At 39.6% G+C, this 26,393-nt stretch carries 20 protein-coding genes; 9 read left to right on the forward strand and 11 right to left on the reverse strand.

Annotated features, from left to right (window positions below):
- Positions 1–153 precede the first annotated feature (153 nt).
- Positions 154–2,265, reverse strand: a complete 2,112-nt coding sequence (locus B3139_RS19390; RefSeq protein ID WP_293885136.1) for a M3 family metallopeptidase — start codon at positions 2,263–2,265, stop codon at positions 154–156.
- A 168-nt stretch (positions 2,266–2,433) separates the two neighbouring features.
- Between B3139_RS19390 and B3139_RS19395 the strand changes: the two genes are divergently transcribed.
- Positions 2,434–3,510 (forward strand): DUF4407 domain-containing protein, encoded by a 1,077-nt coding sequence (locus B3139_RS19395; protein WP_293885137.1) that lies wholly within the window; start codon positions 2,434–2,436, stop codon positions 3,508–3,510.
- Positions 3,511–3,600: 90 nt separating this feature from the next.
- On the opposite strand, the gene rmuC is transcribed toward B3139_RS19395, so the two are convergent.
- A complete protein-coding gene (gene rmuC / locus B3139_RS19400) occupies positions 3,601–4,923 on the reverse strand; it encodes a DNA recombination protein RmuC (RefSeq protein WP_293885138.1) in 1,323 nt (440 codons plus the stop codon).
- Between the two features lie 216 nt (positions 4,924–5,139).
- Positions 5,140–6,327, reverse strand: coding sequence for a formimidoylglutamase (locus B3139_RS19405; protein WP_293885139.1), 1,188 nt, complete (start codon positions 6,325–6,327; stop codon positions 5,140–5,142).
- A 105-nt stretch (positions 6,328–6,432) separates the two neighbouring features.
- On the opposite strand from B3139_RS19405, the gene B3139_RS19410 reads away from it, so the two are divergent.
- The 5 genes from B3139_RS19410 to B3139_RS19430 all read left to right on the forward strand — a co-directional run bounded on the left by B3139_RS19410 (position 6,433) and on the right by B3139_RS19430 (position 14,556).
- The gene (locus B3139_RS19410) at positions 6,433–7,404 is read left to right on the forward strand and encodes an NAD-dependent epimerase/dehydratase family protein (protein ID WP_293885140.1); all 972 of its coding nucleotides are present in this window, start codon (positions 6,433–6,435) and stop codon (positions 7,402–7,404) included.
- Between the two features lie 174 nt (positions 7,405–7,578).
- A complete protein-coding gene (locus B3139_RS19415; protein ID WP_293885141.1) occupies positions 7,579–8,871 on the forward strand; it encodes an HAD-IB family phosphatase in 1,293 nt (430 codons plus the stop codon).
- An 80-nt stretch (positions 8,872–8,951) separates the two neighbouring features.
- Positions 8,952–9,536 (forward strand): hypothetical protein, encoded by a 585-nt coding sequence (locus B3139_RS19420; RefSeq protein ID WP_293885142.1) that lies wholly within the window; start codon positions 8,952–8,954, stop codon positions 9,534–9,536.
- Positions 9,537–9,830: 294 nt separating this feature from the next.
- Complete coding sequence (gene mfd, locus B3139_RS19425; protein ID WP_293885143.1) at positions 9,831–13,166, forward strand: transcription-repair coupling factor; 3,336 nt, start codon at positions 9,831–9,833, stop codon at positions 13,164–13,166.
- A gap of 199 nt (positions 13,167–13,365) precedes the next feature.
- Complete coding sequence (locus B3139_RS19430; protein WP_293885144.1) at positions 13,366–14,556, forward strand: trans-sulfuration enzyme family protein; 1,191 nt, start codon at positions 13,366–13,368, stop codon at positions 14,554–14,556.
- A gap of 83 nt (positions 14,557–14,639) precedes the next feature.
- On the opposite strand, the gene galK is transcribed toward B3139_RS19430, so the two are convergent.
- From galK to B3139_RS19455, 5 genes are all read right to left on the reverse strand, one after another.
- Positions 14,640–15,791 carry a galactokinase gene (gene galK, locus B3139_RS19435; RefSeq protein WP_209578434.1) on the reverse strand — a complete coding sequence of 384 codons (1,152 nt, stop codon included), beginning with the start codon at positions 15,789–15,791 and terminating at the stop codon, positions 14,640–14,642.
- Complete coding sequence (locus B3139_RS19440) at positions 15,763–16,842, reverse strand: UDP-glucose--hexose-1-phosphate uridylyltransferase (protein WP_293885145.1); 1,080 nt, start codon at positions 16,840–16,842, stop codon at positions 15,763–15,765. Before B3139_RS19440 ends, galK begins: the two co-directional genes overlap by 29 nt.
- Positions 16,843–16,909: 67 nt before the next feature.
- Positions 16,910–18,184, reverse strand: coding sequence for a metallophosphoesterase (locus B3139_RS19445; protein ID WP_293885146.1), 1,275 nt, complete (start codon positions 18,182–18,184; stop codon positions 16,910–16,912).
- A 12-nt stretch (positions 18,185–18,196) separates the two neighbouring features.
- Positions 18,197–19,231 carry a ferrochelatase gene (hemH, locus tag B3139_RS19450; protein ID WP_293885147.1) on the reverse strand — a complete coding sequence of 345 codons (1,035 nt, stop codon included), beginning with the start codon at positions 19,229–19,231 and terminating at the stop codon, positions 18,197–18,199.
- Positions 19,232–19,322: 91 nt separating this feature from the next.
- The gene (locus B3139_RS19455) at positions 19,323–20,171 is read right to left on the reverse strand and encodes a 4-hydroxy-3-methylbut-2-enyl diphosphate reductase (protein ID WP_293885148.1); all 849 of its coding nucleotides are present in this window, start codon (positions 20,169–20,171) and stop codon (positions 19,323–19,325) included.
- Between the two features lie 279 nt (positions 20,172–20,450).
- Between B3139_RS19455 and B3139_RS19460 the strand changes: the two genes are divergently transcribed.
- Positions 20,451–20,870, forward strand: a complete 420-nt coding sequence (locus tag B3139_RS19460; protein ID WP_209578426.1) for a nucleoside-diphosphate kinase — start codon at positions 20,451–20,453, stop codon at positions 20,868–20,870.
- A 144-nt stretch (positions 20,871–21,014) separates the two neighbouring features.
- Here B3139_RS19460 and ybeY read toward each other — a convergent pair whose 3' ends face one another.
- Both ybeY and ruvX read right to left on the reverse strand, forming a co-directional pair.
- The gene (gene ybeY, locus B3139_RS19465; RefSeq protein WP_046671590.1) at positions 21,015–21,443 is read right to left on the reverse strand and encodes an rRNA maturation RNase YbeY; all 429 of its coding nucleotides are present in this window, start codon (positions 21,441–21,443) and stop codon (positions 21,015–21,017) included.
- A gap of 48 nt (positions 21,444–21,491) precedes the next feature.
- Positions 21,492–21,905 (reverse strand): Holliday junction resolvase RuvX, encoded by a 414-nt coding sequence (gene ruvX / locus B3139_RS19470; protein ID WP_293885149.1) that lies wholly within the window; start codon positions 21,903–21,905, stop codon positions 21,492–21,494.
- 628 nt (positions 21,906–22,533) lie between these two features.
- Here ruvX and def point away from each other — a divergent pair.
- The gene (def, locus tag B3139_RS19475) at positions 22,534–23,760 is read left to right on the forward strand and encodes a peptide deformylase (protein WP_293885150.1); all 1,227 of its coding nucleotides are present in this window, start codon (positions 22,534–22,536) and stop codon (positions 23,758–23,760) included.
- A gap of 120 nt (positions 23,761–23,880) precedes the next feature.
- Here def and B3139_RS19480 read toward each other — a convergent pair whose 3' ends face one another.
- Positions 23,881–24,870, reverse strand: coding sequence for an aspartate-semialdehyde dehydrogenase (locus B3139_RS19480; RefSeq protein WP_209578418.1), 990 nt, complete (start codon positions 24,868–24,870; stop codon positions 23,881–23,883).
- Between the two features lie 574 nt (positions 24,871–25,444).
- Between B3139_RS19480 and B3139_RS19485 the strand changes: the two genes are divergently transcribed.
- Positions 25,445–26,392, forward strand: a complete 948-nt coding sequence (locus B3139_RS19485) for an NAD-dependent epimerase/dehydratase family protein (RefSeq protein ID WP_209578416.1) — start codon at positions 25,445–25,447, stop codon at positions 26,390–26,392.
- The last annotated feature ends 1 nt before the right edge of the window (position 26,393 follow it).

Genomic DNA, 26,393 nt, shown 5'->3' on the forward strand with positions numbered 1-26,393 from the left:
AGGCTTAAAAGTAGGTCTTTGCGATGACATATATCTTTTTTGTTTAAACTATAAATATATGAAAATCAAACAATTAAAACAAATTATAAAGCCTTAGATAATGCAAAAAAAAGAGACTGTCATTTTGAGACAGTCTCTTTTAGTCATTAAAGATTAGTTTAAACCTCTCTTCTTCAATAGATATTTTGGATCTGGGTCCGCGCCCCTAAACGTGCGGTACATTTTGGCAGGATCATCTGTACCTCCTTTTTCAAGAATGTTTTTGCGGAAAGAATCTGCTGTTACCTGATCGTATAATGATTTTTCTTTGAAAGCTGCAAAAGCGTCCGAGTCTAATACTTCAGACCAGATATAGGCGTAGTAACCGGCTGAATATCCACCCGCGAAGATGTGCTGAAAGTAGGTACTTCTATAGCGTGGGATAATCGCATCAATAATACCTATTTTCTTCATTGCAGCTTTTTCAAAGCCATTGATATCTTTTGAAATCTGCTTTGTCGTAGCATGGTAATCCATATCTAACAATGCTGCCGAAAGGTATTCAACTGTTGCAAATCCCTGGTCAAAAGTACCAGCTTTCTCCATCTTCTGAATCAATGAATCTGGCATTGCCTCTTTGGTTTTAAAATGTTTTGCATACGTTTTGAGCACCTCAGGATCTGCAGCCCAATTTTCCATCACCTGCGAAGGCAGTTCAACAAAATCACGTGGTACGGAAGTCCCGGCCATCGATCTGTATCTCACATTGGAGAGGAGCCCATGTAAAGCATGTCCAAATTCGTGAAACAGCGTAGTAGCCTCATCAAATGTTAAAAGTGCTGGATTCTTTCCTACTGGCTTTGTAAAGTTACATACGATGGAAATTACCGGCGCGACACGTTTTCCGTCTTCTGTTGACTGGCTACGGTAAGAGGTCATCCAAGCTCCACCGCGTTTAGACTCGCGCGGAAAGAAATCAGCGTATAGAAGACCTAAATGTGAACCGTCTTTATCTTTTACTTCATATACTTCCACATCTTTATGATAAGTTGGGACATTGTTTAAAGCGACGAATGTCAAACCGTACAATTTATTAGCTACACCAAATGCGCCTTCACGGACAGCAGGCAAACTTAAATATGGTTTAATCTCATCCTCATCCAAGGCAAAACGCTTTTTGCGAATAATCTCTGTATAATATCTCCAATCATAGGGTGCTACTGCAAAATTCCCACCTTCAGCGGCTATTTCTTTCGCAATATCTGCTTCCTCTCCTTTCGCTTTCGCCAACGCTGGACTCCATAACTTATTTAACAACGCATACACATTGGCTGGATTCTTGGCCATGGACTCCTCCAGTACATAGTCTGCATGGGATGAATAGCCCAACAATTTTGCCTTCTGGAGACGAAGGTTGACAATTTTTTGAATAATTGCTTTGCTATCGTTTGTATTATCTTGATTCCCGCGAAGCTGATATGCTTCCCAAAGCTGCTTTCTCAACTCGCGATTTTTTGAATATTGTAGGAAAGGCATAATTGAAGGATTCTGTAAAGTGAAAACCCATTTGTCCTTCTTACCTTTTGCTATGGCCTCCTCAGCAGCCGCTGTTTTCAAAGACTCTGGCAATCCTTCCAATTGACTAGCTGAATCAACTACGAGCATATACGCATTTGTTTCAGCAAGCAAATTTTGTCCGAATTGGGTTGTTAATGTTGAAAGTTCAGCATTAATCTTTTTCATTTTTTCCTTATCGGCATCCTTAAGATTTGCTCCAGAACGTACAAAGCTCTTATAAGTTTCCTCCAGGAGCTTATTATCCTGTTCATCAAGTCCCAATGTATTTCGGTTACTCCATACGGTTTTAATACGGTCGAATAATTTACTATTCATCGAGATTTCATCTGAATGACTCGATAAAATAGGCGCCAGATCTTTTGCTATTGCCTGAATACTGTCATTTGTATTGGCGCTATTTAGATTATAAAATACAGTAGATACATTATTCAACAACCTACCTGCATTTTCAAGTGCAACTATAGTATTTTGAAATGTTGCTTTATCCGAATTATTGACTATTGTGTCAATCTCCAAATTATGTACTTTTATAGCTTCATCAAAAGCTGGCCTAAAATCCTCAGTTTTGATCTTGTCAAAAGGAGGGACATTGAATGGGGTCTCATAAGCCAATAAAAGAGGATTATCTGTCATCACTTTTTTTTCCTCACAACCAACAAATGCAGTTGCCACTATCGCAAAAAATGGCAAAAGTTGTCTTTTCTTCATATTATCTGATTATTCCTGTTATTTTTCAAAGATAATAAAATTAGACAAATGAACGGCTTCGAACTAGAACTGTAAAATGAGAAGGGAAAAACGTCATCCTATTGTAAAACAAAAACTTATTCATAATCTTGTTAAAAATAATCTGTCAATTTGAGTAAAAATATTTTAATGAGCGATATTAACCGTTTCTTTTGGAGATGTGCCGGAGTGCATCAAGAAACTCTTGAAAAATATCCAGAAGAACATAGTAAGTACACAGCCATAGGTGCTACTATTTTTTTCACGGGATTATTTGCCAGCCTTTCTGGCGGCTATGCCATGTATTTCGTATTTAGTGGGGGAGCATTTGACTGGCTGTTAGCCCTTGTATTTGGTATCATTTGGGGATTAGCGATATTTAATATGGATCGCTATATTGTCCTGAGTATAAATAAATCGAAAAGTGGCTTTATGCAACTTCTGCAGGCTCTTCCTCGAATTCTATTGGCCATTTTGATTGGATTGGTAATTTCAAGGCCATTAGAGTTAAAAATCTTTGACAAAGAGATCCGAGAAAACCTCCGAGTTCGGTTTCTCGCCGACCAACGTGCTAAAATTGATACGCTTAATAGTACATTCAATAAGAAATATGCCAATGAGGTTGCCCTTTTAAAATCGATTACGACAGAACGGGATTCGTTGGAATCTAGCATAAAAAATGACCGAACAAAATTGAATTATGAAATTTTTGGAAACAAAACGACCGAAACATCGGGTGTAATGGGCTATGGACCTTATGCCAAGATGAAAGAAGAGGAATTGAAGAAAAAAGAGGGCTACTTGGACACGCTACGCAACAAAATAACACTCCAGCAGAACGCGATACGCCAAAAGCAACAATTTGAAGGTATATTAGATCAAAAAGTTTTATCGAACGCTTCGCTGGATAGCGCCGTGAATGTGGCTGGTTTTGCCGATCGCAACTCGGCTTTAGGCAATCTCCGGTATGATGCCAATGGTAAAGTCAACGAGTCAAATGCGAACGCTGTATTTTTTATTGCTTTGCTTTTTGTCTTTCTTGAATGCTTGCCGGTAATCGTTAAACTGTTGGCAGGGAAAGACCCTTATGATAATGAACTCCAAAACCAAAGGACTATTCATGATTATGAGTCAGACACCAATGTAACCGTTCAGAAAGAAGCTGTAGACCGATTAAAGGATACATATGTTGATGTTTCCATCAATAAGCGAATGAAAGAGCTCTAATGGAAACCACTATTATTAGTAGAAAAACGGACTTTAAATCTAACAGATAAAAATTATAAACGGGCTTACTATTTGTTAAGCCCGTATACGTTAATCTTCTTCGTCCAGGAATTTAGCATCTATTTGTTTATTTGCTTTAGCCCCCAGACGTTTTAATTTCTCCACTTTACCAATCACATTCCCTGCTCCGGTGGACAGTTTTTTGGTCGCATCTTCATGGCTTTTTAATGCACGTTCCAACTGGTTTTGTACCTGTTCCATATCATTTAGGAAGCTTACAAATTTATCATAAAGACTTCCTGCTTCTTTTGCAATTTCAATCACATTTCTAGTTTGACGTTCTTGCTTCCATATGCTAGCGATGGTACGAAGGGTTGCCAATAACGTAGAAGGGCTAACAATGACAACTTTGCGATCCCAGGCATCACTAAACAAATCTGGTTTCTGAACCACTGACATACTTAAAGCAGATTCGATCGGCATAAATAACAATACAAATTCCGGTGATTCAATACCATATAACTCGTGGTAATTTTTTGCGGAAAGTTCTTTCACATGGTTTTCTACGGATTGTATGTGCTGTTTTGAAAAAATTGCTCGATCTTCATCCGTCTCGGCATTGACCCAGCGTTCGTAGGCAACCAATGAGACTTTTGAATCCACAATTAAGTGTTTATCTTCGGGAAGATCAATAATTGCATCCGGCTGCATTCTCCTTCCCTCAGCATCCATAAGAGATACCTGTAATCTAAATTCACGATCGCGCATAAGTCCCGAACGCTCCAATACCCTTTCTAAAATTACTTCGCCCCAATTTCCCTGTTTTTTGGTATCTCCTTTTAAGGCTTTGGTCAAGCTATTGGCTTCATCTTTGATTTTCAGACTTTGTTCAACCAGCTGGAGAACAACCCCCTTTAAAGAATTCCTTTCTGCTGCTTCCTGATTGTAATTTTTTTCAACTTTTTCTTCAAAAAGTTTGATCTTTTCTTTCAATGGATCCAAGATCAAGCCCAGTGAACGATGGTTAGTTTCTGTAAATTTCTGCGTCTTTTCTTCTAATATTTTATTGGCAATAACCTGAAATTCATTATTGAACTGCCGTTTGATTTCGGCGATTTCATTCTTTTGCTCTTGGTATTTATCAAGCTGCGCTTCATAAAATGAACGTGTACTTTCTAAAGAACGTTCGGCAACCAAAAGATTCTCTCGTTCCTTTTCCAGTTCATTTCTTAGCATCAAACGCTCTTCCAACAAGCTTTGCTCCCGCTGTTGGGATCTAGCGAGCTCAATTTTCAGTGTTTCCACTTCTTTGCTATACCCAGGCTCAATAGTGGCATGGTTATTCTTTTTAAGCACCAAGACTATCAAAATGACTAACAACAGGACGATTCCTGCAAAGAAAACTATTTCCATGATTTGTATTTCTTAAGATGGCTAAAATTATCCTTAATGATATTTTGCCATTACGTTTAATTACATATAACTGACCATATTCTAAGGGTTGAGTACGATTCTAAAGAGCAATACAGTTTAGTCCTTTATCAGCGCACACAGCGTGGCAACACTCTTCTTAATCTAAAGTTGCCCGCTATCGGAACGTATAATAGTTAGATCTCATTCAAAGCCACATTATTGTAACTTTTGATGTGTTTTCCACCACAGGTCAGGCATTTCGCCAGAAATCGCCAATTGGTAGTCCTCATAACGGCATGGGACGAGATAATAGCGCTCATTGACCGATTTTGAACCAAAATAGGGAACTTGGATCCACCAGCGGTCTGATTTTTTACTCTTCACAAAGACCAACTCGTGCGCTTCGTGTTCCAGTGTTGTACGGTAGATGATATAAGATGATTTGGGATACAAAGGCGTATCTTGCTTACGGTTATAGTAGCCATCAATAAAGCACCATATCATTTGAGATACTAACATCGCTGTCTGCTCCATTGGATCAAATGTCGGATTGAATTCATAAAAACCAATGGAAGAACATTTATCCGACATCCCAGCATAACGTGCAAGTTGGCAAGCTTCATCGCCATACAAGCCATTCGGAATTGCATTGGCATTCCCTGGCGCTTCGGAAGACCGAATAGCACCAATGTCAAAGCTAATTAGGTCGGCTGCGCGAATCAGGGGCTCTGATTGATCCATTTTACCGGCAATCATACCTACTCGCGTTGCGTTGAAGAATAGCTTATCATACATATTGATAGATTCCTTACTGACGAGGTAGGTTTGATAGGCTATGGAATTCAAATTGAACAAATAGTCTGGCTGATGTAGGATAATATGATTCACATAAGAGCGAGATGTTAAGCTTACATTTTCAGCATTTTCCTGATCAATATCAAAACGTGCATCGATAACCGCTAGCTCTATTTTCCGTTCCAAATTTTGATACCCCAAATATTGTGCATAAGTAAGATCCTGGCCTCCTCCAATGATAATAGGGACAATATTTTCTTTCACCAGCTCTTCAACTACGGATTTTAAAGCAATATAGGTATCTTGAATTGTATTGCCTGCTTTGATATTTCCCAGATCAACAATATTCATCTTGTAATCCCCCTGATACAGCGCATATAGATGTTTTCGTACGGCATCTGGCGCTTTATCTGTTCCGTTATTATTCAGAGAAGCCCGGTCCTCTTCTACCCCGACAATAGCTAAGTGCGGCTTTTTATCTCCTTCCCAGTTTGGAAAGTCTGTTTCATAGGCTTGAATAACGTTTCCTAGTTGAGAATTTAAGAAGCCATGCTCGGGCGCAAAACTTATAACTGAAATTGGACGAAAGAATACGGACAGTGATGACATAAGCTATAATTTGTAAAATATCTTATTTTTCAAGATACAATTCACACAAATATCCATTTATTAACTAACTTTTGAAAACATTATTTTTAACAGTATCTTTATCAAGTGATATTAATAACTGGAGGAACAGGTTTTTTAGGGTCTACACTAATTAGGCAGTTGATAGACCAAGGAATTGACGTAATTGCCATTAAAAGAGCTCAATCGACTATTCCCACCCCGTTGTTATCTTCTTCTTTGATTCAGTGGGTCGACGCAGATATCAACAACTATTTTGAACTCGAGGATGCTCTCGAAGGAGTCACCAAAGTGTATCATTGCGCTGCAATGGTTTCCTACCAAAAAAAGGATGCTAAATCACTGTTTAAGGTGAATGTTGAAGGAACGACAAACGTAGTCAACCTTTGCCTTGAAAAGGGCATTCGTCTCTTACATGTAAGCTCTATTGCCGCTTTGGGTACAAATAGGGACAACATTCCTGTATCCGAAGAAGATCAATGGGAACACAATTCACTGACATCTAACTATTCGCTATCCAAATATCAGGCAGAGATGGAGGTGTGGCGCGGTATAACAGAAGGTTTGAATGCAGTTATTGTCAATCCTTCTGTAATTTTAGGGGCCTCAGCTAGCGATAAAGGCTCTGGAGCTATATTTTCGATGATCGATAAAGGCTTACGATTTTACCCAACAGGAAGCGTTGGCGTTGTTGATGTAGAAGACGTTGCTTCCATCATGATTCAGCTGATGGAAAGAGAAGATGTTACTGCGGAACGCTATATCATCAATAATCTCAATATTAGCAACAAAGACCTTTTGAGTGTTGCGAGTGTATTAATGAACAAGCCTGAACCGACAATCGAAGTGTCAGAGACCATGCTTCAAATTGCGTCTACAGTATCCAGCTTGCTTTCTATATTTAAAAAATCAAATGCAACCTTAACAAAAGAGACGGCAGTTGCTTCCAGTGCTAAATTGCACTATTCCAATGCTAAAATCCAAGCACTTCTTAATCACAGTTATCGTCCTTTGGAACAAACCTTAAAAGAAATTGCAGCATTATATAACAAACAGTAAACTATAATATATTAAACAACCAAACCTTGATTCATCGTGCGTAACAGTCATTCTATAACGATCCCTTAACTAGTTCTTATTTCCCTTAATCAATATGTTTTTAAGGGAAATGCCGATAGGGAAGATCAGTATTTGGATGCATTATTCACCATTGTTTCATAAAAAAATAATACAATGAAAAACTATTACATCATTGATTTTGATAGTACATTTACGCAAGTAGAAGCACTTGATGAACTTGCACGAATCTCTTTGGAACATCACCCCGATCGCGAGGCTATCTACCTCGAAATCGAGCGGTATACCAATCTCGCGATGGAGGGTAAACTATCTTTTCGCGAAGCTTTGGCTGGCCGCGTAAAGCTCTTAAATGCGAATAAAACTCATCTGGATAAACTTGTTTCACATCTTAAAAAGAAAGTATCCACCTCTTTTTCGCGAAATCGTGAATTCTTCAAAAAAAACGCTGACACCGCATGGATTGTTTCAGGAGGTTTTAAAGAGTTTATTACACCTGTCGTTACCCCTTACCATATAAAGACGGAAAATATCTATGCCAACACATTCAGATTCGATGATGAAGGCAATATTATCGGTTTTGACGAAGAGAATCCACTGTCAAATGAAGGTGGAAAAGTGCAATTATTGAGACAATTAAAAATTGAAGGAAGGCTATTTGGCATTGGCGACGGATATTCCGATTTCCAATTAAAAGAGTCGGGGTTAATTGAAAAGTTTTTTGCATTCACTGAGAATATCCAACGTAAAAGCGTGACTGAAAAAGCCGATTTCATTACACCAAGTTTTGATGAGTTCCTCTATGTCAATGATCTTCCCCGTGCAATATCCTATCCCAAGAATCGTATCCTATGTTTGATCGTAGGCGATGTACCAGAAATAGCAGCTCATATCTTAAAAAGAGATGGCTTTTCAATCCGGATAAAGGATACCATTGAAGAAAAGTACATCAAAGATGTCGGTATGCTACTATTGGGCGGCAATATTGATATCAGTGATGAGCTGCTTCAGCAAGCTGACAAATTAAAAACGATCGGGTATTTGGGCGATATCAAAGGTCACATCAATAAGGAGATCTGTAACGCCAAAGGTATTGTCGTTTTCGACGACAAGAAAAATAAAAAGAAGAATTCAGAGTTTATTCCTCGTCGAATGGCTGAATTCATTAATAATGGCGACACGTACCTTAGCCGTAATTTCCCGAATCTGATTTTACCCAAAGTGAAACAGGTAACCAGATTGCTCCATATCCATAAAAACGTTCCTGGAATCATGGCTCAAATCAATAAGGTATATGCTCAAAATAATATTAATATTGTTGCCCAATTTCTAATGACCAAAAGCGATATCGGATATGCGGTAACAGATATACAAGGAGAATACGATAAAGATCTTTTGAAACAACTCAAACAGATCGAGAATACAATAAAATTTAGAATCTTATATTAAACGATTGCTATAAATCAGGCTCCCCACAGCGGTGCCTGATTTATATTTCAATCGCTCTCTTTCACACAAAAAAACGCGTTATGTCCTTACATCAGGATCCCGAATTAAAGAAGGCTGTCCTAGACTTGCCCCAAAAGGAGAAAGACAAGCTTCTCGTACGTCTGATAAGCAAGGACAAAATGCTGATCAAACAATTGCATTTCCAATTATTGGAGAATGCAGATGACTTAGAGGAACGTATTGAAAAACTACGCAAGCAACTGGCACAACTGTTCGATACTAATATAAGCCAAATTGGCAATACGCCACATCACAGTAATTTTATTGCGCTTAGTAAACTTGTCAAACAGGCGAGTGGCCTGGTCAATGAACACGAAAAAGTCACTAAGGATAAAGTTAGTGAGGTGAAATTTAGAATCTATATCCTGAAAAGAACGATCGTGGATTACGACAGACTTTTTGACTCCTCCTACCAGTCTGCTGCCCATAAATTGCATAAATATATAACAGGACGTATAAAGCATGCGGTAGGCAAATACAGCAAACTTCATGAGGACTTTCAGTTCGACTATCGGGAAGATTTCCAAAATACATTGGATACCTTTGGTAATACGACGCTAAAAAGCTATATTAGTGAACAGAAGATTGATATCGACCTAAATTAATTATGAGAAATAGCAAAAACCGCGTTAAAATTGGATCCTTTCATGTTACTGCTTACGAGCAATATAAATTAATTTACCTAGCTACATTGCTAGTTTTACTCGCTTTCGCCTATACCTTTTACCTAGCGAGATAAATGTCCGCCCGGAGTCATCGGTTATACACTTCAGTCCATACAAAAGCCACACCTTTCATAACGAGCAAGTCTGCTATTTTTTTTACCAAAAAATTTAGCACTTCATACCCAATACTTAATAGTATTTCGCTAAATTCGCAATTATTCGAAATTTTTGCTCGTGGGAATTCAAGAAATATTAGAAAAATACAGCCAAAGCGAATCCATCCAGTCGCTAACCAAGGCTATGCAATCCAAAAATCCGAAAATTCAGCTTAAAGGACTTATTGGATCATCGGATGCATTTATAGCCGTATCTTCTTACAACTTACAGGAACGTCCAATGGTGTTTATCTTACCGACCCATGAAGACGCATCTTATTTTTTAAGCGATCTGGAAAGCCTACTGGATAAACAGGTCCTTTTTTTTCCTTCGTCTTATCGAAAAGCATTTGATTTTACACAGACCGACTCTGCCAACGTATTACAGCGTGCAGAGACGTTAAGTTCACTTAACCACACATCCGAATTGCCTAAAATGGTGGTTACGTATCCGGAAGCTATTGCGGAGAAAGTAATCAACCGAAGTGATTTGGATAAGAATACATTGGAGATAACAGAGAATACCGCTTTAAGTATTGATTTCATCAATGAATTCTTGATTGAATATGATTTTGATCGTGTAGACTTTGTGTATGAGCCTGGGCAGTTCGCGATACGAGGAGGCATCGTCGATATCTTTTCTTTTTCGAACGATCTTCCTTACCGTATTGAATTCTTTGGCGACGATATTGAAAGCATACGGACATTTGACATTGAGTCGCAGCTTTCCGTCAAAAAGATCCACAAAGTAACCATTGTTCCTAACGTTCAGGCCAAGTTCTTGACATCACAGCACATTTCGCTGCTAGAATATATTGATCAGGGCGCCACGATCTGGATAAAAGACGCTCAATTCACCTTAGATATTGTTAGAGAGGGCATAAAGAAGGCGGAAAAATTATGGGCAGGATTGAACGATAAGCAGAAAAAAGACAACCCCGAATGGCATAATCCAGCCCACGAATTTACAGACGAAAAAAACCTCAATGCGCTGTTTTTTGAGTTCCCAATTATTGAATTCGGCAAACAATTCTTTTATAAAGCGGAGAATACATTCAAGTTTGATATCCATCCGCAACCCTCTTTCAATAAAGATTTTAATCTTTTAATCCATAATTTCAAGGAGAATGAAGACCAACGCATCCAAAACCTTATCTTTTCAGATTCAACGAAACAGGTTGAGCGTATTTATACCATTCTAGAAGATCTCGACAAATCGGCAACATTCATCCCGATTCATAAAGCTTTACGCGAAGGTTTCAGAGATGACAGTTTAAAGTTGGCCTGCTACACAGATCACCAAATTTTTGACCGCTATTATAAATATAAACGCAAGAAAGCTTACGAACGTTCGCAGGCAATTACACTGAAGGATTTACGGGATCTCAAACCAGGCGATTTTATTACCCATATTGACCACGGTGTCGGCCGATATGGAGGTTTGGAAAAAGTGGATGTCAATGGTAAATCCCAGGAAATGATCCGTCTGATCTATGCAGATAACGATCTTTTGTATGTGAACATCAATTCTTTAAACCGTATTTCCAAATATTCCGGTAAGGAGGGTACGGTTCCCAAAATGAACAAACTCGGGACCGATGCTTGGGACAAACTGAAGAAGACGACCAAGAAAAAGGTAAAAGATATTGCGCGTGACCTAATCATGCTTTATGCCAAAAGAAAGGCACAGCACGGAAATGCTTTTTCACCGGACAGCTACTTACAGAATGAATTGGAGGCCTCCTTTATTTATGAGGATACACCCGATCAGGAGAAAGCTACTGCCGATGTAAAAAAAGATATGGAATCTCCACATCCAATGGACCGATTGATCTGTGGGGACGTTGGATTTGGAAAAACGGAAGTTGCCATCCGTGCGGCTTTCAAAGCTGTAGCAGACAGTAAGCAGGTTGCCGTACTCGTACCGACGACAATTCTTGCATTGCAGCATTTCCGTACATTTTCGGAGCGACTAGAAGGTCTTCCATGCAATATAGACTACATCAACCGTTTTAAAACGACCAAACAGATTAAAGATACCTTAGCAAGGCTTGCCGAAGGAAAAATAGACATTATTATCGGTACCCATCGTCTTGTCAGCAAAGATGTTAAGTTCAAAGACCTCGGCCTGATGATTATTGATGAAGAGCAGAAATTTGGCGTTGCGGTAAAGGAAAAATTGAAAGTTATGCGTGCGAATGTAGATTCGCTAACACTGACAGCAACACCAATTCCCAGGACATTGCACTTCTCATTGATGGGTGCCCGCGATTTAAGTATTATCTCCACTCCTCCCCCCAACCGGCAGCCTGTACAGACAGAACTGCACGTTTTCAATGAAACATTGATCGGCGAGGCAGTCAGCTACGAACTTGATCGAGGTGGGCAGGTATTCTTTATCCATAATCGTGTGGCGGATCTTCCGCAGCTGGGCAATTTAATCCGTAAACTGGTCCCCGGAGCCCGGGTCGGTGTGGCTCATGGCCAGCTTGAAGGCGATGAACTTGAGGATGTAATGCTCAAATTTATCAACCATGATTTTGATGTCTTGATCGCAACAACGATTATTGAGGCAGGTCTTGATATTCCAAATGCCAATACGATCATTATCAATCACGCGCATATGTTTGGTCTGAGCGATCTACACCAAATGCGCGGTCGGGTTGGTCGTTCCAATAAGAAAGCATTTTGTTATCTCCTCAGTCCACCATTGTCAACCTTAACACCGGAGGCTTACAAACGACTTTCGGCGATAGAAGAATTTTCTGAACTGGGCTCTGGATTTAATGTTGCCATGCGCGATCTGGATATACGCGGTTCGGGAAACCTCCTAGGAGGCGAACAATCGGGTTTTATTGCCGAAATCGGTTTCGAAATGTATCATAAAATCTTAGACGAGGCCATTCAGGAGCTGAAAGAAGACGAGTTCTCGGAAGTATTCGCCGATGAAAAAGAACGAAAATATGTGTCTTTTACACAGATTGACACGGACCTCGAGGTATTGATTCCCGACGAATATGTGACAAATATTACGGAGCGATATAATCTGTATACCGAACTCTCCAAACTGGAAAACGAGCAGCAATTGGCAGCCTTTGAGCAGGAGCTTGAAGATCGCTTTGGCCCTATTCCACGTGAAGTGTTTGAATTATTCAATACACTCCGTCTGCAGTGGTTTGGTAAAACGATCGGCTTCGAAAAAATAGCTTACAAAAAACATACGCTGAAAGCTTACTTTGTCAGTAATCCTAAATCAAGCTACTTTGAGTCAGATCAATTCGGCCGCGTACTGTCTTTTGTACAAAGCCATCCAGAGATTAGCAACCTGAAAGAAGTTAAAGGCCAGCTCCGTTTGGCGTTGAACAATGTGAATACCATTGGATATGCACTGAACCTCTTGAGAGAAATGTTATAAGATATTTAAATACCCCAGGTATAAATAAAATCTACTCCATCTGTAGATTTTATTTATATTTGGTATGCAGGAAACACCTTATTCGTTCCGAATAGTACCAAAAGTACTTCCACACAAATGGGAATTTACTTACTCTCGCTATTGAGCAATCTTGTTATGGAGGAATAAGGCATCATAAGCATCAATAAACACCATTAGCATGACAAGCAATACTGAAACGATCCTCGTTCATGAAGGACAGCAATTCAACCAGACATCTGCAGTAACCACTCCAATCTATCAGACATCAACCTACGTTGCAGACCCAGATCCAATGGAGTATATTAAAGCCGCTACCGAACCAAAGCATCCTTATTTTTATCATCGCCATGGCAATCCAACGAATAGTCAAGTGGCTACCATCTTAGCGAAGTTGGAAAAAACAGAGGATGCACTGGTATTTGCAACTGGTATGGCAGCGATCAGTACGGCCATATTGGCCATCGTTAAATCGGGAGATCATATTGTCGCCCAACATGCACATTATTCCGGAACGGCTATTTTCTTTAAGGAATTCTTAACGGATTATGGCATTACAGTTACTGCTGTGGATCAAACAGATATTTCAGCTTTTGAAAAAGCTATTCAGACAAATACCAAGCTGATATATATAGAGACTCCGTCCAATCCCAACCTCTATATCACGGATCTAAAAGCGATCGGAGAACTCGCCAAAAAGCATGGGATTCAGAGCATGGTCGATAATACCTTTGCCTCCCCCATTAACCAAACACCGACAGATTTTGGAATTGATGTCGTTGTCCATAGCGCTACGAAATATTTGGGTGGACATAGCGATCTCACTGCAGGTATCGTGTGCGGTACGCGGGACTATATTGCGCGTGTATGGAAACGGTCTGTCGCTTTAGGGGCATCACTTGCACCGCTTGACTCCTGGTTATTGTTACGTGGATTGAAAACGCTAAGTCTACGGGTCAAACAGATCAATACAAATGCGCTTAAGCTGGCCGAATTTTTGGATCAACATCCAAAAATCAAAAAAGTCAGTTACCCTGGATTAGCCAATCATCCACAACATGAGCTTGCAGCCCAACAGATGAAAGGCTTTTCGGGCATGCTTTGCATCGATGTCGATGGTAAAGATGAGGAGGAGGCATTTTTAAATGCACAGAAACTCATCAATGGCTTGCACATATTTATCAATGCCGCCAGTTTAGGTGGTGTTGAATCCCTAATTGTACACCCTGCGAGTATGTGGGGACGTCATCATACAAAGGAACAGAAAGAAGCTTCGGGAATCACACTTGGAATGCTACGCATCTCCGTTGGGATCGAACATATAGATGATTTAATCGCCGACTTAAAACAAGCCTTGGACCAGATTAACTAGGATCTATCCATTAGATCGTTATCGCGGAGAACAAAAAAAGGGGATAACATGAACTTGCTATCCCCCTCTTTAATACTATCCAATCACAGTACACGAGTACCATCCGCAATCCTGACCTGAATCACCGAAAGTTCTTTATCAAATTTCTGCTTGTACTCCTTTTCGAGTGTTGGCAAAATGGAAGGCAGTACTCCCTCTTTAACGATATTGATCGTACAGCCGCCGAAGCCGCCGCCCATCATTCGGGCTCCGATCACTTCGGGAAACTGCTTGACATAATCCACTAAATAATCCAGTTCCGCACAACTGACTTCATATACTTTGCTCAAACCTTCGTGACTTTCGAAAATATATTGCCCCAACTGAACAACATCGCCAGAACGTAGTGCATCGCATGACTTTTCGACGCGCTCATTCTCACGGACAACAAAGCTTGCTTTAGCGTAAATATCGGCATCTTTTTCTTTCACCAATTCATCCAGCATCTCGACAGTTACGTCACGTAAGTTTTTGACTTCAGGGTATTTCTCCTGTATCCACGCAGAGGCCTGCTCGCACTGCTCTCGGCGTGTATTATAAGCGGTAGAAGCCAATGAATGTTTTACGTTGGTATTCAATAATACAACTTCATATCCTTTCAGATCAAGCGGAACATACTCAAACCCTAACGTACGGCAATCCAGCTTAATAACATTTTTTTCTTTACCAAAAGCAGACGCAAACTGGTCCATGATACCACACATCACGCCAGCGTAAGTATGTTCAGCTTTCTGCGCGATCTGGGGAATATCAAGTCGTTCTACCTGCAGATTGAACAATTCGCTGAGGGCCAAGGTAACCGCACATTCAACAGCCGCTGAAGATGACAAGCCTGCTCCTAGCGGCACATCACCATCGATATAAAGATTAAATCCACCTAATACTGCCCCGCGTTTCTGATACTGATCGACCACTCCGAGGATGTAGTTTGGCCAATGTTTTTCCGAAATAGCAATCTCTGCCATTTTCACCTCGTGCCGCTCCTGATAGTCTTCTGCATACAATACGATCGTATCATCCGATCGCTTACTTACAGCAACATAAATTGCCTTATCAATCGCTGCAGGCAATACAAAGCCATCATTGTAATCGGTATGTTCGCCGATAATATTAATGCGTCCAGGGGAAGAAACCACAAGCGGCTCTTCTTGATAGTGCTCTTTAAATTTATTTACTATTGTATCCTTTGTTATCATCTTGTTTAGATTTATAATGTATTGTCGAACAATTTCGCAACTGTTCAGCGGCAACTTCTGGTGTAATATCACGTTGGGGGTTTGCTAACATCTCATAGCCGACCATAAATTTTTTCACCGTTGCAGAACGCAGCAATGGTGGATAGAAGTGCATATGCCAATGCCACTCGGGATGGTCGCCGCCATTCACTGGAGCCTGATGCATTCCAGCGGAATAAGGGAAAGATGTCTTGAAAAGATTGTCGTAACGTGTCGTCAAAAGCTTGAGTATAGCCGCAAAATCGGCCTTTTCTTTATCGTCAAAGCCAGCAATATTCTGAATAGCCCGTTTGCTGACGATCATCGTCTCATAAGGCCAAGCCGCCCAAAAAGGAACCAGGGAAACAAATGAATCATTTTCGTCGATAATTCGTTCTTCCTTACTTAGTTCAGCTTTAACATAATCTGACAGGATGGTGCGCTGATATTTATCGAAATACGTCTGTTGCTGAACACATTCTTTTTGAATTTCTACAGGCAAATGGTTTTGTGACCAAATCTGTCCATGTGGATGTGGGTTACTGCATCCCATAATTGCACCTTTATTCTCAAAAATCTGAATGTATTTGATCCATTCAACCTTGGAGAGATCCACAAATTCCTTTTGCCAAAGATCTACCACAGCTTTTATTGCCTCTTGATCCATTTCTGGCAGAGTGAGATCGTGGCGGGGCGTGAATGCAATTACTTTACAGATTCCTCTTTCGGTTTCGGCTACAAATAATTCATCTTCATTAAATTCTTGCTGGCTTGTATCTTGGAGTAAAGCAGAAAAATCATTCACGAAGACAAAACTTTCTTTATAACCTGGATTAATATCGCCATCTGCCCGTTGATTGGTGGGACACAAGTAACATTTTGGATCATATTCAGGCCTATTATCTCCCGGAAGATCCTCCACTTGTCCTTGCCATGGTCTTTTACTACGATGCGGAGACACAAGTACTTTTTCCCCGGTAAGAATATTAACGCGTGTGTGGGGAGAGTCCCCAAAGTTTAAAGTTGATTGCATGTCATGTATAACTGGTGTACAGAATACACAATTATAGCTATATTAACTGAAAAGTCAAAGGGGATTTTTATGCTTTAAACTTCGGGTCCTGCGCTTTTAACAATTCGAATATGGTAATTTCAGGAAGAATACCAACACGTCCCGGGTAGCCTAAAAAGCCATAGCCAACATTGACATATAGTCGTTTGTTCTGTTTTGCACGGTACAATCCCGCCCATTCTTTATAGATGTATTGTACCGGGCTCCATTGCAACATTTCAGACCTGACACCAAATTGCATACCATGCGTATGACCGGCAAACATCACATCCACATCTGTGTCCAATACCTGAGCGCGCCAATGAGAAGGATCATGCGACAACAATAACTTAACAGGCTGTTCTTCGGTGCCCATTAAAGCTTTCTGAATGTCACCATGCTTTGGAAAACGGCCTGTACCCCAATTTTGAACGCCTACGATACAAAGTTCTTCCCCATCTACTTTAATTTTACGATTTTCATCCATTAAAAGATCCCAGCCCATGATTTTATGAACATCGATCACATCCTGGAGGTTCTTGCGCTTTGCAGGAGAATCTTCTTTACCATAATAATAGTCGCCATAATCATGGTTACCCAGTGTAGAAAATACGCCTAAATCAGATTTTACACGTGCAAAAATATCTTGATAACCGCGCATTTCGGAAGCTTGTGCATTCACAATATCACCAGTAAAAAACGTCACATCAGCCTTTTCTTTCAATAGCATATCAATCCCTCCGTTGACAGCTTTCTTATTGTAAAAAGATCCAGAGTGCACATCCGATATCTGCGCTATCGTCATACCGTGAAATGCCTTGGGCAAATTAGGCAAATACAAAGGAACTCTTCTGACACGATAATCGTAAGCTCCTGAAATAATACCCCAGCTCAGCGGTATCAAGGGCGAGGCGCCAACTAGAATACCTGCTTTGGTCAAAAACTCCGATCGGCTAATTCCTTTGACTGGATTTTCTGGTAAAGGGTCTCCGGCATCTTCGACCAAATCCTCGACTGATTTCTTCCTTGCAAAAAGACGTTTTACCCATACACCACCACGTCGGATATCATCAATTAACAAAATCAAAAAGAAAAATATCTTGGATGCCGCCGTTAGAAAAAAGGCCACCAAGATCACCGACCTTACGATTAAAGGAATACTATATTTTGCGGAGATAAAGACACCTAATAGAAGCAAAGCAGAATAAGACCACCACAAGATCGAAAATACTTTTGTTTTGGGGAACTTAATCTTCGTTGCACGGAGCGCAAAGAAAATATAAAAATCTAATAGGAGTAATACACACGCGTTTATTAACAACATCTTTTACTTGTTTTAATTTTTGGCATTGAGTGCCATTTGTTTTAAAGATTCAATCCATTTGGGATCATCATTAAGACTTTCTACCAAACACACTTCTTCTCCGCCCAACTGCTTAAATTCATTAGCATATTCCACGCCAATTTCATCAATGGTCTCGATACAATCCGCCACAAAGGCAGGACTGAAAATTAATAATTTCTTACATCCTTTGGCGGCAAGATCTTGCAATAAATCGGAAGTATAAGGCTGTATCCAGGGTTCTTTACCCAAACGGGATTGAAAGCACTGCGAATATTGCTCCTTTCTTAAACCTAGTTTGGTAGCAATAGCACGTGTTGTTGCATAACATTGAGAAAGATAGCAGTATGAATTAACTGTCGCTTTACAGGACTCGCAGCCTGATTCGGGACATTTTAGCTGACCTGTAGGATCAACTTTTCCAAGTTGCCGCACAGGAAGGCCATGATAACTAAAAACAAAATGATCAAAACTTTCTAAATCATGCCTGCGGGCATGATCTGCGTAGGTCTCTACCATTAAATCATTCGTACAAAAATTGCTCACAAAACTGATTTCTGGCAAATAATTCCATTTGCGAATCAATTCCATAACACGGTCTATCACTGATCCCGATGTTGCTGAGGCATATTGAGGGAATAAAGGGATGACCCGAATAGATTCCAACAATAGACCTTCCATATTTTTCAAAGCAGACTCAATCGATGGATTCTGGTAGCGCATCGCCAGTTCCACATGGTACTCATCTCCCAACGCTTTCTGAAGCAGGTCACGCTGCAAGATACTATAATGCATCAAAGGTGATCCAGTTTCTTTATCCCAGATTGATTTGTATACCTTTGCGGATTTCGGAGCACGTGTCAGTGCTATAATTCCTTTTACCAACAAGGTTCGTTGGACGTAAGGAATATCAATTACACGCGAATCCATTAGAAATTCCGTTAAATATCTTCTAACATCAGGAGTAGTGGGACTATCAGGTGTACCCAATTGTACCAAAAGAATACCTTTTTTGCCTTTATTGCTCATAGCTTACAAAGCTACACAAAAAGAATACACCAAGAACACACCCGGGATCTAAACCTTGGAATTATGAAATATCTGTGACGGGTAATTGCCCTTATAAGGCTTCTAAAGTTGCCTTTACATCTTTCATCAACCACATTGGCGTTGATGTGGCACCACAAATACCAATACGATCGTTCTCAGCGAAGACCGATGCATCCAATTCGGCTGGATCAGAAATAAAATAACTAGCTGGATTTGCGTTTTGACAGACTTCAAACAGCACTTTTCCATTGGACGATTTTTTGCCTGACACAAAAACGATTTTGTCATATTGTTTCGCAAAAGCACCCAGATCTTCATATCGATTGGAGACCTGGCGACAAATAGTGTCATTTGCCTTCACTTCATAACCACGCTTGATAAGCTCGTCTTTGATCGCATAAAATTTATCCACACTTTTTGTTGTCTGGCTATATAGCGTAAATGAAGATGGCAACGCGACTTGATCCAGCTCAGAAATATCCTGAAAAACCAAGGCTTCATTATTCGTCTGCCCCTGCAAACCAATCACTTCAGCATGTCCATGCTTACCGAAAATCAAAATCTTCTCCTTTTGATCGAAGGACGTCTTTATACGGTTCTGCAATTTAAGGACTACTGGACAAGATGCATCTATCAACGTAATATTATTTTGCAAAGCAATACGATAGGTATCTGGCGCTTCACCGTGGGCACGGATCAATACCTTTTCATTGCTCAAAGTGGGCAGAGCAGCATGGTCTATAATTCGTAAACCTTTTGCTTTTAATCGAGCAACTTCCTCATCATTATGAACAATATCACCCAAACAATAAAGATAACCATCTTCTTCCAAGATCTCTTCCGCCATATCAATAGCGTATACTACTCCAAAGCAAAAGCCTGAATCCTTATCGATGTCTACTGTTAGATTTAATGCCATAATATCACAAAGTTACATATTCATATTGAACTTAGATCAATTGTTCTTTTACTTTTCTACAATCGATATAATGTAAAGCTTGTTACCGTCTGCACAAAAAAGACAAGTGTAACGGATCAGAAAGAAACATTTATCTCAACATCAATAGCGATCGGAAGTGACACACAAACATTTCACCCGTAAGAACCTATTAAGTTTATCAAGAATTGTGTGTATATGAATCGTAAGGATATTGCATATGAAATGCAATTTATCTAATTTTGCATAAAAATTAAAATAATGGCAACTAACAGAACTTTTACGATGATCAAACCTGACGCTGTAGCGAACGGTCACATCGGTGCAATCTTAAACGATATCATTGCTGGTGGTTTTAAAATCATCGCAATGAAATACATTCAACTTTCTAAAGAGACAGCTGGTGCATTTTACGCAGTACACAAAGAGCGTCCTTTTTATGGTGAATTGGTGGAATTTATGACCTCAGGTCCTATCGTTGCTGCCATCTTGGAAAAAGACAATGCTGTTGAAGATTTCCGTACACTGATCGGTGCAACTAACCCTGCTGACGCGGCTGAAGGCACAATCCGTAATAAATATGCAAAATCAATCGATGCAAACGCTATTCATGGATCTGATTCAGATGATAATGCTGCTATCGAGGGTAACTTCTTCTTCTCGCAATTTGAAAGATTTTAATCTTTAGAACAACATAAAAAAAGGTCTTTACAAAATTTGTAAAGACCTTTTTTTATGTTTTGCCCTCCACTCTCTCGACAAGCTCCAGCGTTCAATTCCGTTCTCATACCAGTAGTCGCAGTTTAAAAAGCCGCGTAGGAATCTTTAAAAGTTTCTTTTACCAAGATACTCATCCTCTTTGGCGGTCATCTTGGCTTTATCTGCCGGTTTTTTATCGGGATAACCGCACAGGTGCATGACACCATGAATAATAACCCGATGAAGCTCGTCACGCACATCAACTTTAAACTTTTCAGCATTCTCCTGAATACGCTCCACACTAATAAAAATATCGCCGGCGATGGTGTCATCATATTCGGAAGAATCAAAAGTAACGATATCAGTATAGGTGTCGTGATTTAAATATTGCTTATTGATTTCAAGCAAGTAAGCATCCGAGCAAAGGATAAAGCTCAATTCGCCAACACGTTTAAATCCTTCTCCTTTGATGGCATCAGCAATCCATTGGCGAATCTTTCCCTTTTCTTTTAATTTGAAATCCGTATCCTCGGTAAAAAATAATATGCTCTTCATCCTTCTATTTTTTATTCATTCTTGTTTGACGTATTAGTCGTTTTGTATCTAAAAATTGCGGCTATCCATGTAGCTTTGCAAAATGATTGTTGCAGACACGGTATCAATCAACCCTTTCTGTTGACGGTCCTTCTTTTTTTTCCCACTTTGCGCGATCGCCGCAGAAGCCATTTTAGAAGTAAAACGCTCATCTATTTCAGCGACAGCAATGGCTGGATAAGTCTTTTTCAGTTTTCGAATAAAACCGACAACATGCTGTGCGGATTCAGAGTCGGTACCATCCAACTGACGCGGCTTGCCGACAACAAAAGTTTCTACCTGCTCTGTCTGTAAATACGCTGCTAGAAATGTCCAGATATCCTCCGGATGTACAGTCTTCAATGCCGTCGCAATAATTTGCATTGGATCGGTCACTGCAACCCCTATTCGTTTTGTACCGTAATCAAATGCCATCAGTCTCATGGATATGTTTTTTTACAAAAGTACAATTTAGATATGAGTATTGGGAGATATATGCATGAAGTTCCATTTATACGTTAACAAAATAGGATTAAATTACTTACACTAAAATAACGTTCTTTTGTGTCCTATTTAGTTCCATGTTTACTTAGGTTTAGTTTAGGGTTTAGTTAGGGTTAGTTTAGGTATAGTATAGGTAAGACCTAAGTAAACCCTAACTAAAATCTAACTTATAGCTATACAAATCCTAAGGTAATTTAGGAGCATACAGATCTTTACTATATCATTATATACCTCATCAAATCCCAATGACGATTTTAAGCTTGAAGACATTGATCTTGAGAGCGAAATTGACTCACCGGGCAAATGAACACAGCTATTGCATGGAAATGGATGGTTGAATACGTCAAATTCAACTCATTAAGATTGGGCACAATGGTGTTAAACAATGAAAAACAACGTTTTGAATAATCGAAATCAAGTAATAACTTTGATTGTCGATTTTGCTACGACAAAAGATATTGATTTTTGAAACTATAATCTCTTCCTTTACGCTTTGCCAAATTCTAATGTTGGCAAGAAGTGGCACAGTATTAAATCATAAAAATCGGACAGAAAGATATTTAAACAAATGAAAAGAACACTTGTAGCCAGTTTCCTGTTGGCCTTATGCTTGAATACGCATGCACAAACTAAATACGAGCAATACATTACCACTCTTCGTGAAGAAAAAGCCGCTGAATTGGCGAAAGAACAATATGGCCCATTGAAATCAGATCAAGTGGCATTTTTGGATTACTTTCCTGTAGACGTCAGCTACAAAGTAAAGGGCAAAATTGATGTTCTGTTTGATGAACCAGTTTTTCGGATGCCGACCTACGACGGCACAAGCAATGAATACAAAAGATACGGAATCATAACATTTATCCTTCAAGGTAAAAAACGTGTACTGAATGTCTACCAAAGCGTCGCATTATTTCAAAACCCTGCATACAAAAAGCATTTATTTTTGCCATTTCTAGATTTAACAAATGGCCAGGAAAGTTATAGTGGTGGCCGATATATTGATCTATCCACAGACGATATAAAAGGGGACAACGTTGAGATAGATTTTAATAAAGCATATAACCCCTATTGCGCTTATAGTAACGGTTACCGTTGTCCGGTTCCCCCAGTTGAAAACAATTTAGAAACAAAAATTATGGCAGGAGAAAAAGCATTTCATAAGTCAAAAAACGAAAGGCCGGTCAATCTTAATGCAGGCCAGGAATTCAGTGCTGCCGACAAGGAAATCATTTCATCTGGAGGTGAAAATGCAATTCTTCGTGTATTGCAGACAACGGACGAAAAAGATCTGAAAGTTTTAAAAGCGACAAGCACTGATGTCAAATACAACGACCCATTGATTGAATCACTTTCCAAAAGAATGTTTGCGACGGTACGTGATCCCAATCACCCGGGTGTAGGCATCGCTGCGCCACAAATCGGTATAAATAAAAATCTAATCTGGGTACAGCGATTTGACAAATCAGATCAACCTTTTGAGTTCTATATCAATCCTAAAATTCTATGGCGCTCCAAATTAAAACGTACGGGTGCCGAAGGTTGCCTGTCTATTCCTAACCGTAAAGAAGACGTATTGAGGAGTTACGCGATCCGCTTGCAATACATCAATAAAGAAGGGAAAGTGATCGAAGAAAATATCGAAGGCTTTACTGCTGTTATTTTTCAACACGAAACCGATCATCTCTTCGGGATCTTGTTTCCGGATCGACTCGAAGAGCAAAGTAAAGAAGCATACTCCCCATTAAATGATAAGATTGAGTTTTCTATCAAGCCCAGCACATTGATGCCGTAATCTTTTAGGACACGATTCAGAGTCAACCAGTAAGTGCCCTAAATTATTAATCGCTTATAAAAAAGAGCCCCCATGAACGTTATCATGAGGGCTCCATATTTATTATGGAATCTACTTGAGTTAGATCAATCCTTTTTCAGCTAATAACTCGGCTACTTGAACGGCGTTGGTTGCAGCACCTTTACGTAAGTTATCCGCTACTACCCACATGTTAAGGGTATTTGGTTGAGATTCATCGCGACGGATACGTCCTACAAATACTTCATCTCTACCATGTGCATCTTTCGGCATCGGATATTGCAGTGAAGATGGATCGTCAACAACGATACAACCGCTTTGTGCCGCTAAAGCTGCACGTACATCATTCAAATCAAAGTCATTTTCAAATTCGATATTCAACGACTCAGAGTGTCCACCCATTACAGGAATGCGCACTGTCGTTGCAGTGACTTTAATAGAATCATCACGCATGATTTTATTTGTTTCAAGAATCATTTTCATCTCCTCTTTTGTATAGCCGTTTTCTTGGAAAACATCAATATGAGGGATTACATTGAGATCAATCTGATAAGGATAAGCTTTCTCACCATCTTTTCCGGCACGCTCATCCATTAATTGGTTGACGGCTTTTACGCCCGTACCTGTCACAGATTGGTAAGTCGAAACTACCACACGCTTAATTTTATATTTATCGTGTAATGGCTTCAACGCCACTACCATTTGTATCGTCGAACAGTTTGGATTTGCAATAATCTTGTCGTCAGCAGATAACACATCACCGTTTACTTCCGGAACTACCAGTTTTTTTGTAGGATCCATACGCCAAGCCGAAGAATTGTCGATCACCGTAATTCCAGCTTCAGCAAATTTAGGAGCAAATTCTTTCGATGTATCACCGCCAGCGGAAAACAAAGCAACATCAGGTTTTAAAGCAATAGCCTCAGATGGAGTCACCACCTTATACTTCTTTCCCTTGAATTCAATTTCCTTACCCTTGCTACGCTCTGAAGCTACTGGAATTAATTCTGTTACTGGGAAATTTCGCGCCGCCAACACGGTTAGCATTTCAGTACCTACAAGGCCTGTTGCGCCGACTACTGCCACTTTCATTTTTGTCTGTGTTTAAATTGTGTATATAAAATTTGTTATTTGATTTTGTTTTAGTTGATTCTCGAAGAATGAATTCTTCAAATTTAAAAAATATTCAGCAATTTCACTATTAAAATAACAAAATATTAGTCCCTCTACTAAAAATGTCACAACATTTAGAGTTTATTGGCGCTAATTGCCGAAGAACGATCTCTACATCACGTACCAGCCGATAAAATTTAATATTAAAGCAATTCAAAAAAAGTAAAAATTTTCGCTGCTTATTCAAAAAAAAAGAACAAACGATTGAAACAGTTTAAAATCTCATAAAAACAGCCCCAAGAGTCTATAAATTAACGTTTTTTACACACATCATCCAACATCCCACAGTTGATAGATACTGAAAAGCCTTTATATTTGCATCATAAACCGCCATGGTTGAAATTTCATTTTCATTACACGATGAAACGTAAATTATGTCAGGCTAGATCCTGTCCTAATCGATGGGAACAAATGAGCGGAGCGATTCCTTTATACTGTTGAGCATGGACACTCAAGATGGTAAAAGTAGTAGCTTCATAAATTAAACTTACAAATGAAAGAAAGCATTATTATCATTGGTGCAAATGGCCAGATCGGCACAGAATTAGCTATCGCATTGCGCAAAAAGTTTGGTGCAGAGAATGTTGTAACCACTGACATTAGAGAACCACAGATTAAAAGCCCTGACGAAAATTTCGAAATCGCTAATGTTCTTGACAAAAATGGACTTGAGAAATTATTTCAACAATATAAACCTACTCAAGTATACCTACTAGCGGCTATGCTTTCGGCTACAGGAGAAAAGTATCCTGAAAAAGCTTGGGAATTGAATATGAATGGCTTATTAAATGTTCTTGATTTAGCTGTGAGCTATAAAGTTTCGAAGATATTTTGGCCAAGCTCAATTGCCGTTTTCGGACCACATTCTCCCAAAAATAATACCGAACAATATTGTGTAATGGATCCAAACACAATTTATGGAATCAGCAAACTTGCAGGCGAGCGCCTCATAGAATGGTATCAAGAACACCGTGGTCTTGATATTCGCAGCCTCCGTTATCCCGGCATCATTTCTTGGAAAACTGAACCAGGGGGCGGTACAACGGATTATGCAGTAGACATTTTTTATGAAGCATTAAAAACCGGTTCCTATGCTTGCTTCCTATCTGAAAACACAGCATTACCGATGTTGTACATGGAGGACGCCATTCGGGGCACACTCGAATTAATGGATGCACCAAAAGAAAGACTAAGCATTCGCCACAGTTATAATCTTGGAGGTATCACATTTACTCCAAAAGAACTTGCACAAGAAATTAAAAAAATTCTTCCTAATTTTGCAATCTCTTACGTAGAGAACGATCCGAGACAACAGATTGCCGATTCATGGCCTGCTAGTCTAGATGACTCCTATGCAAGAAAAGACTGGAATTGGACGCCAGAATTTGACATCCAAAAGATGACGGTCGACATGATTGAAAATCTTAAAAACAAAATATAAC

Origin of the sequence: Sphingobacterium sp. UBA1498 (assembly GCF_002325125.1) — a bacterium.
In the GTDB taxonomy this organism is placed as follows: domain Bacteria; phylum Bacteroidota; class Bacteroidia; order Sphingobacteriales; family Sphingobacteriaceae; genus Sphingobacterium.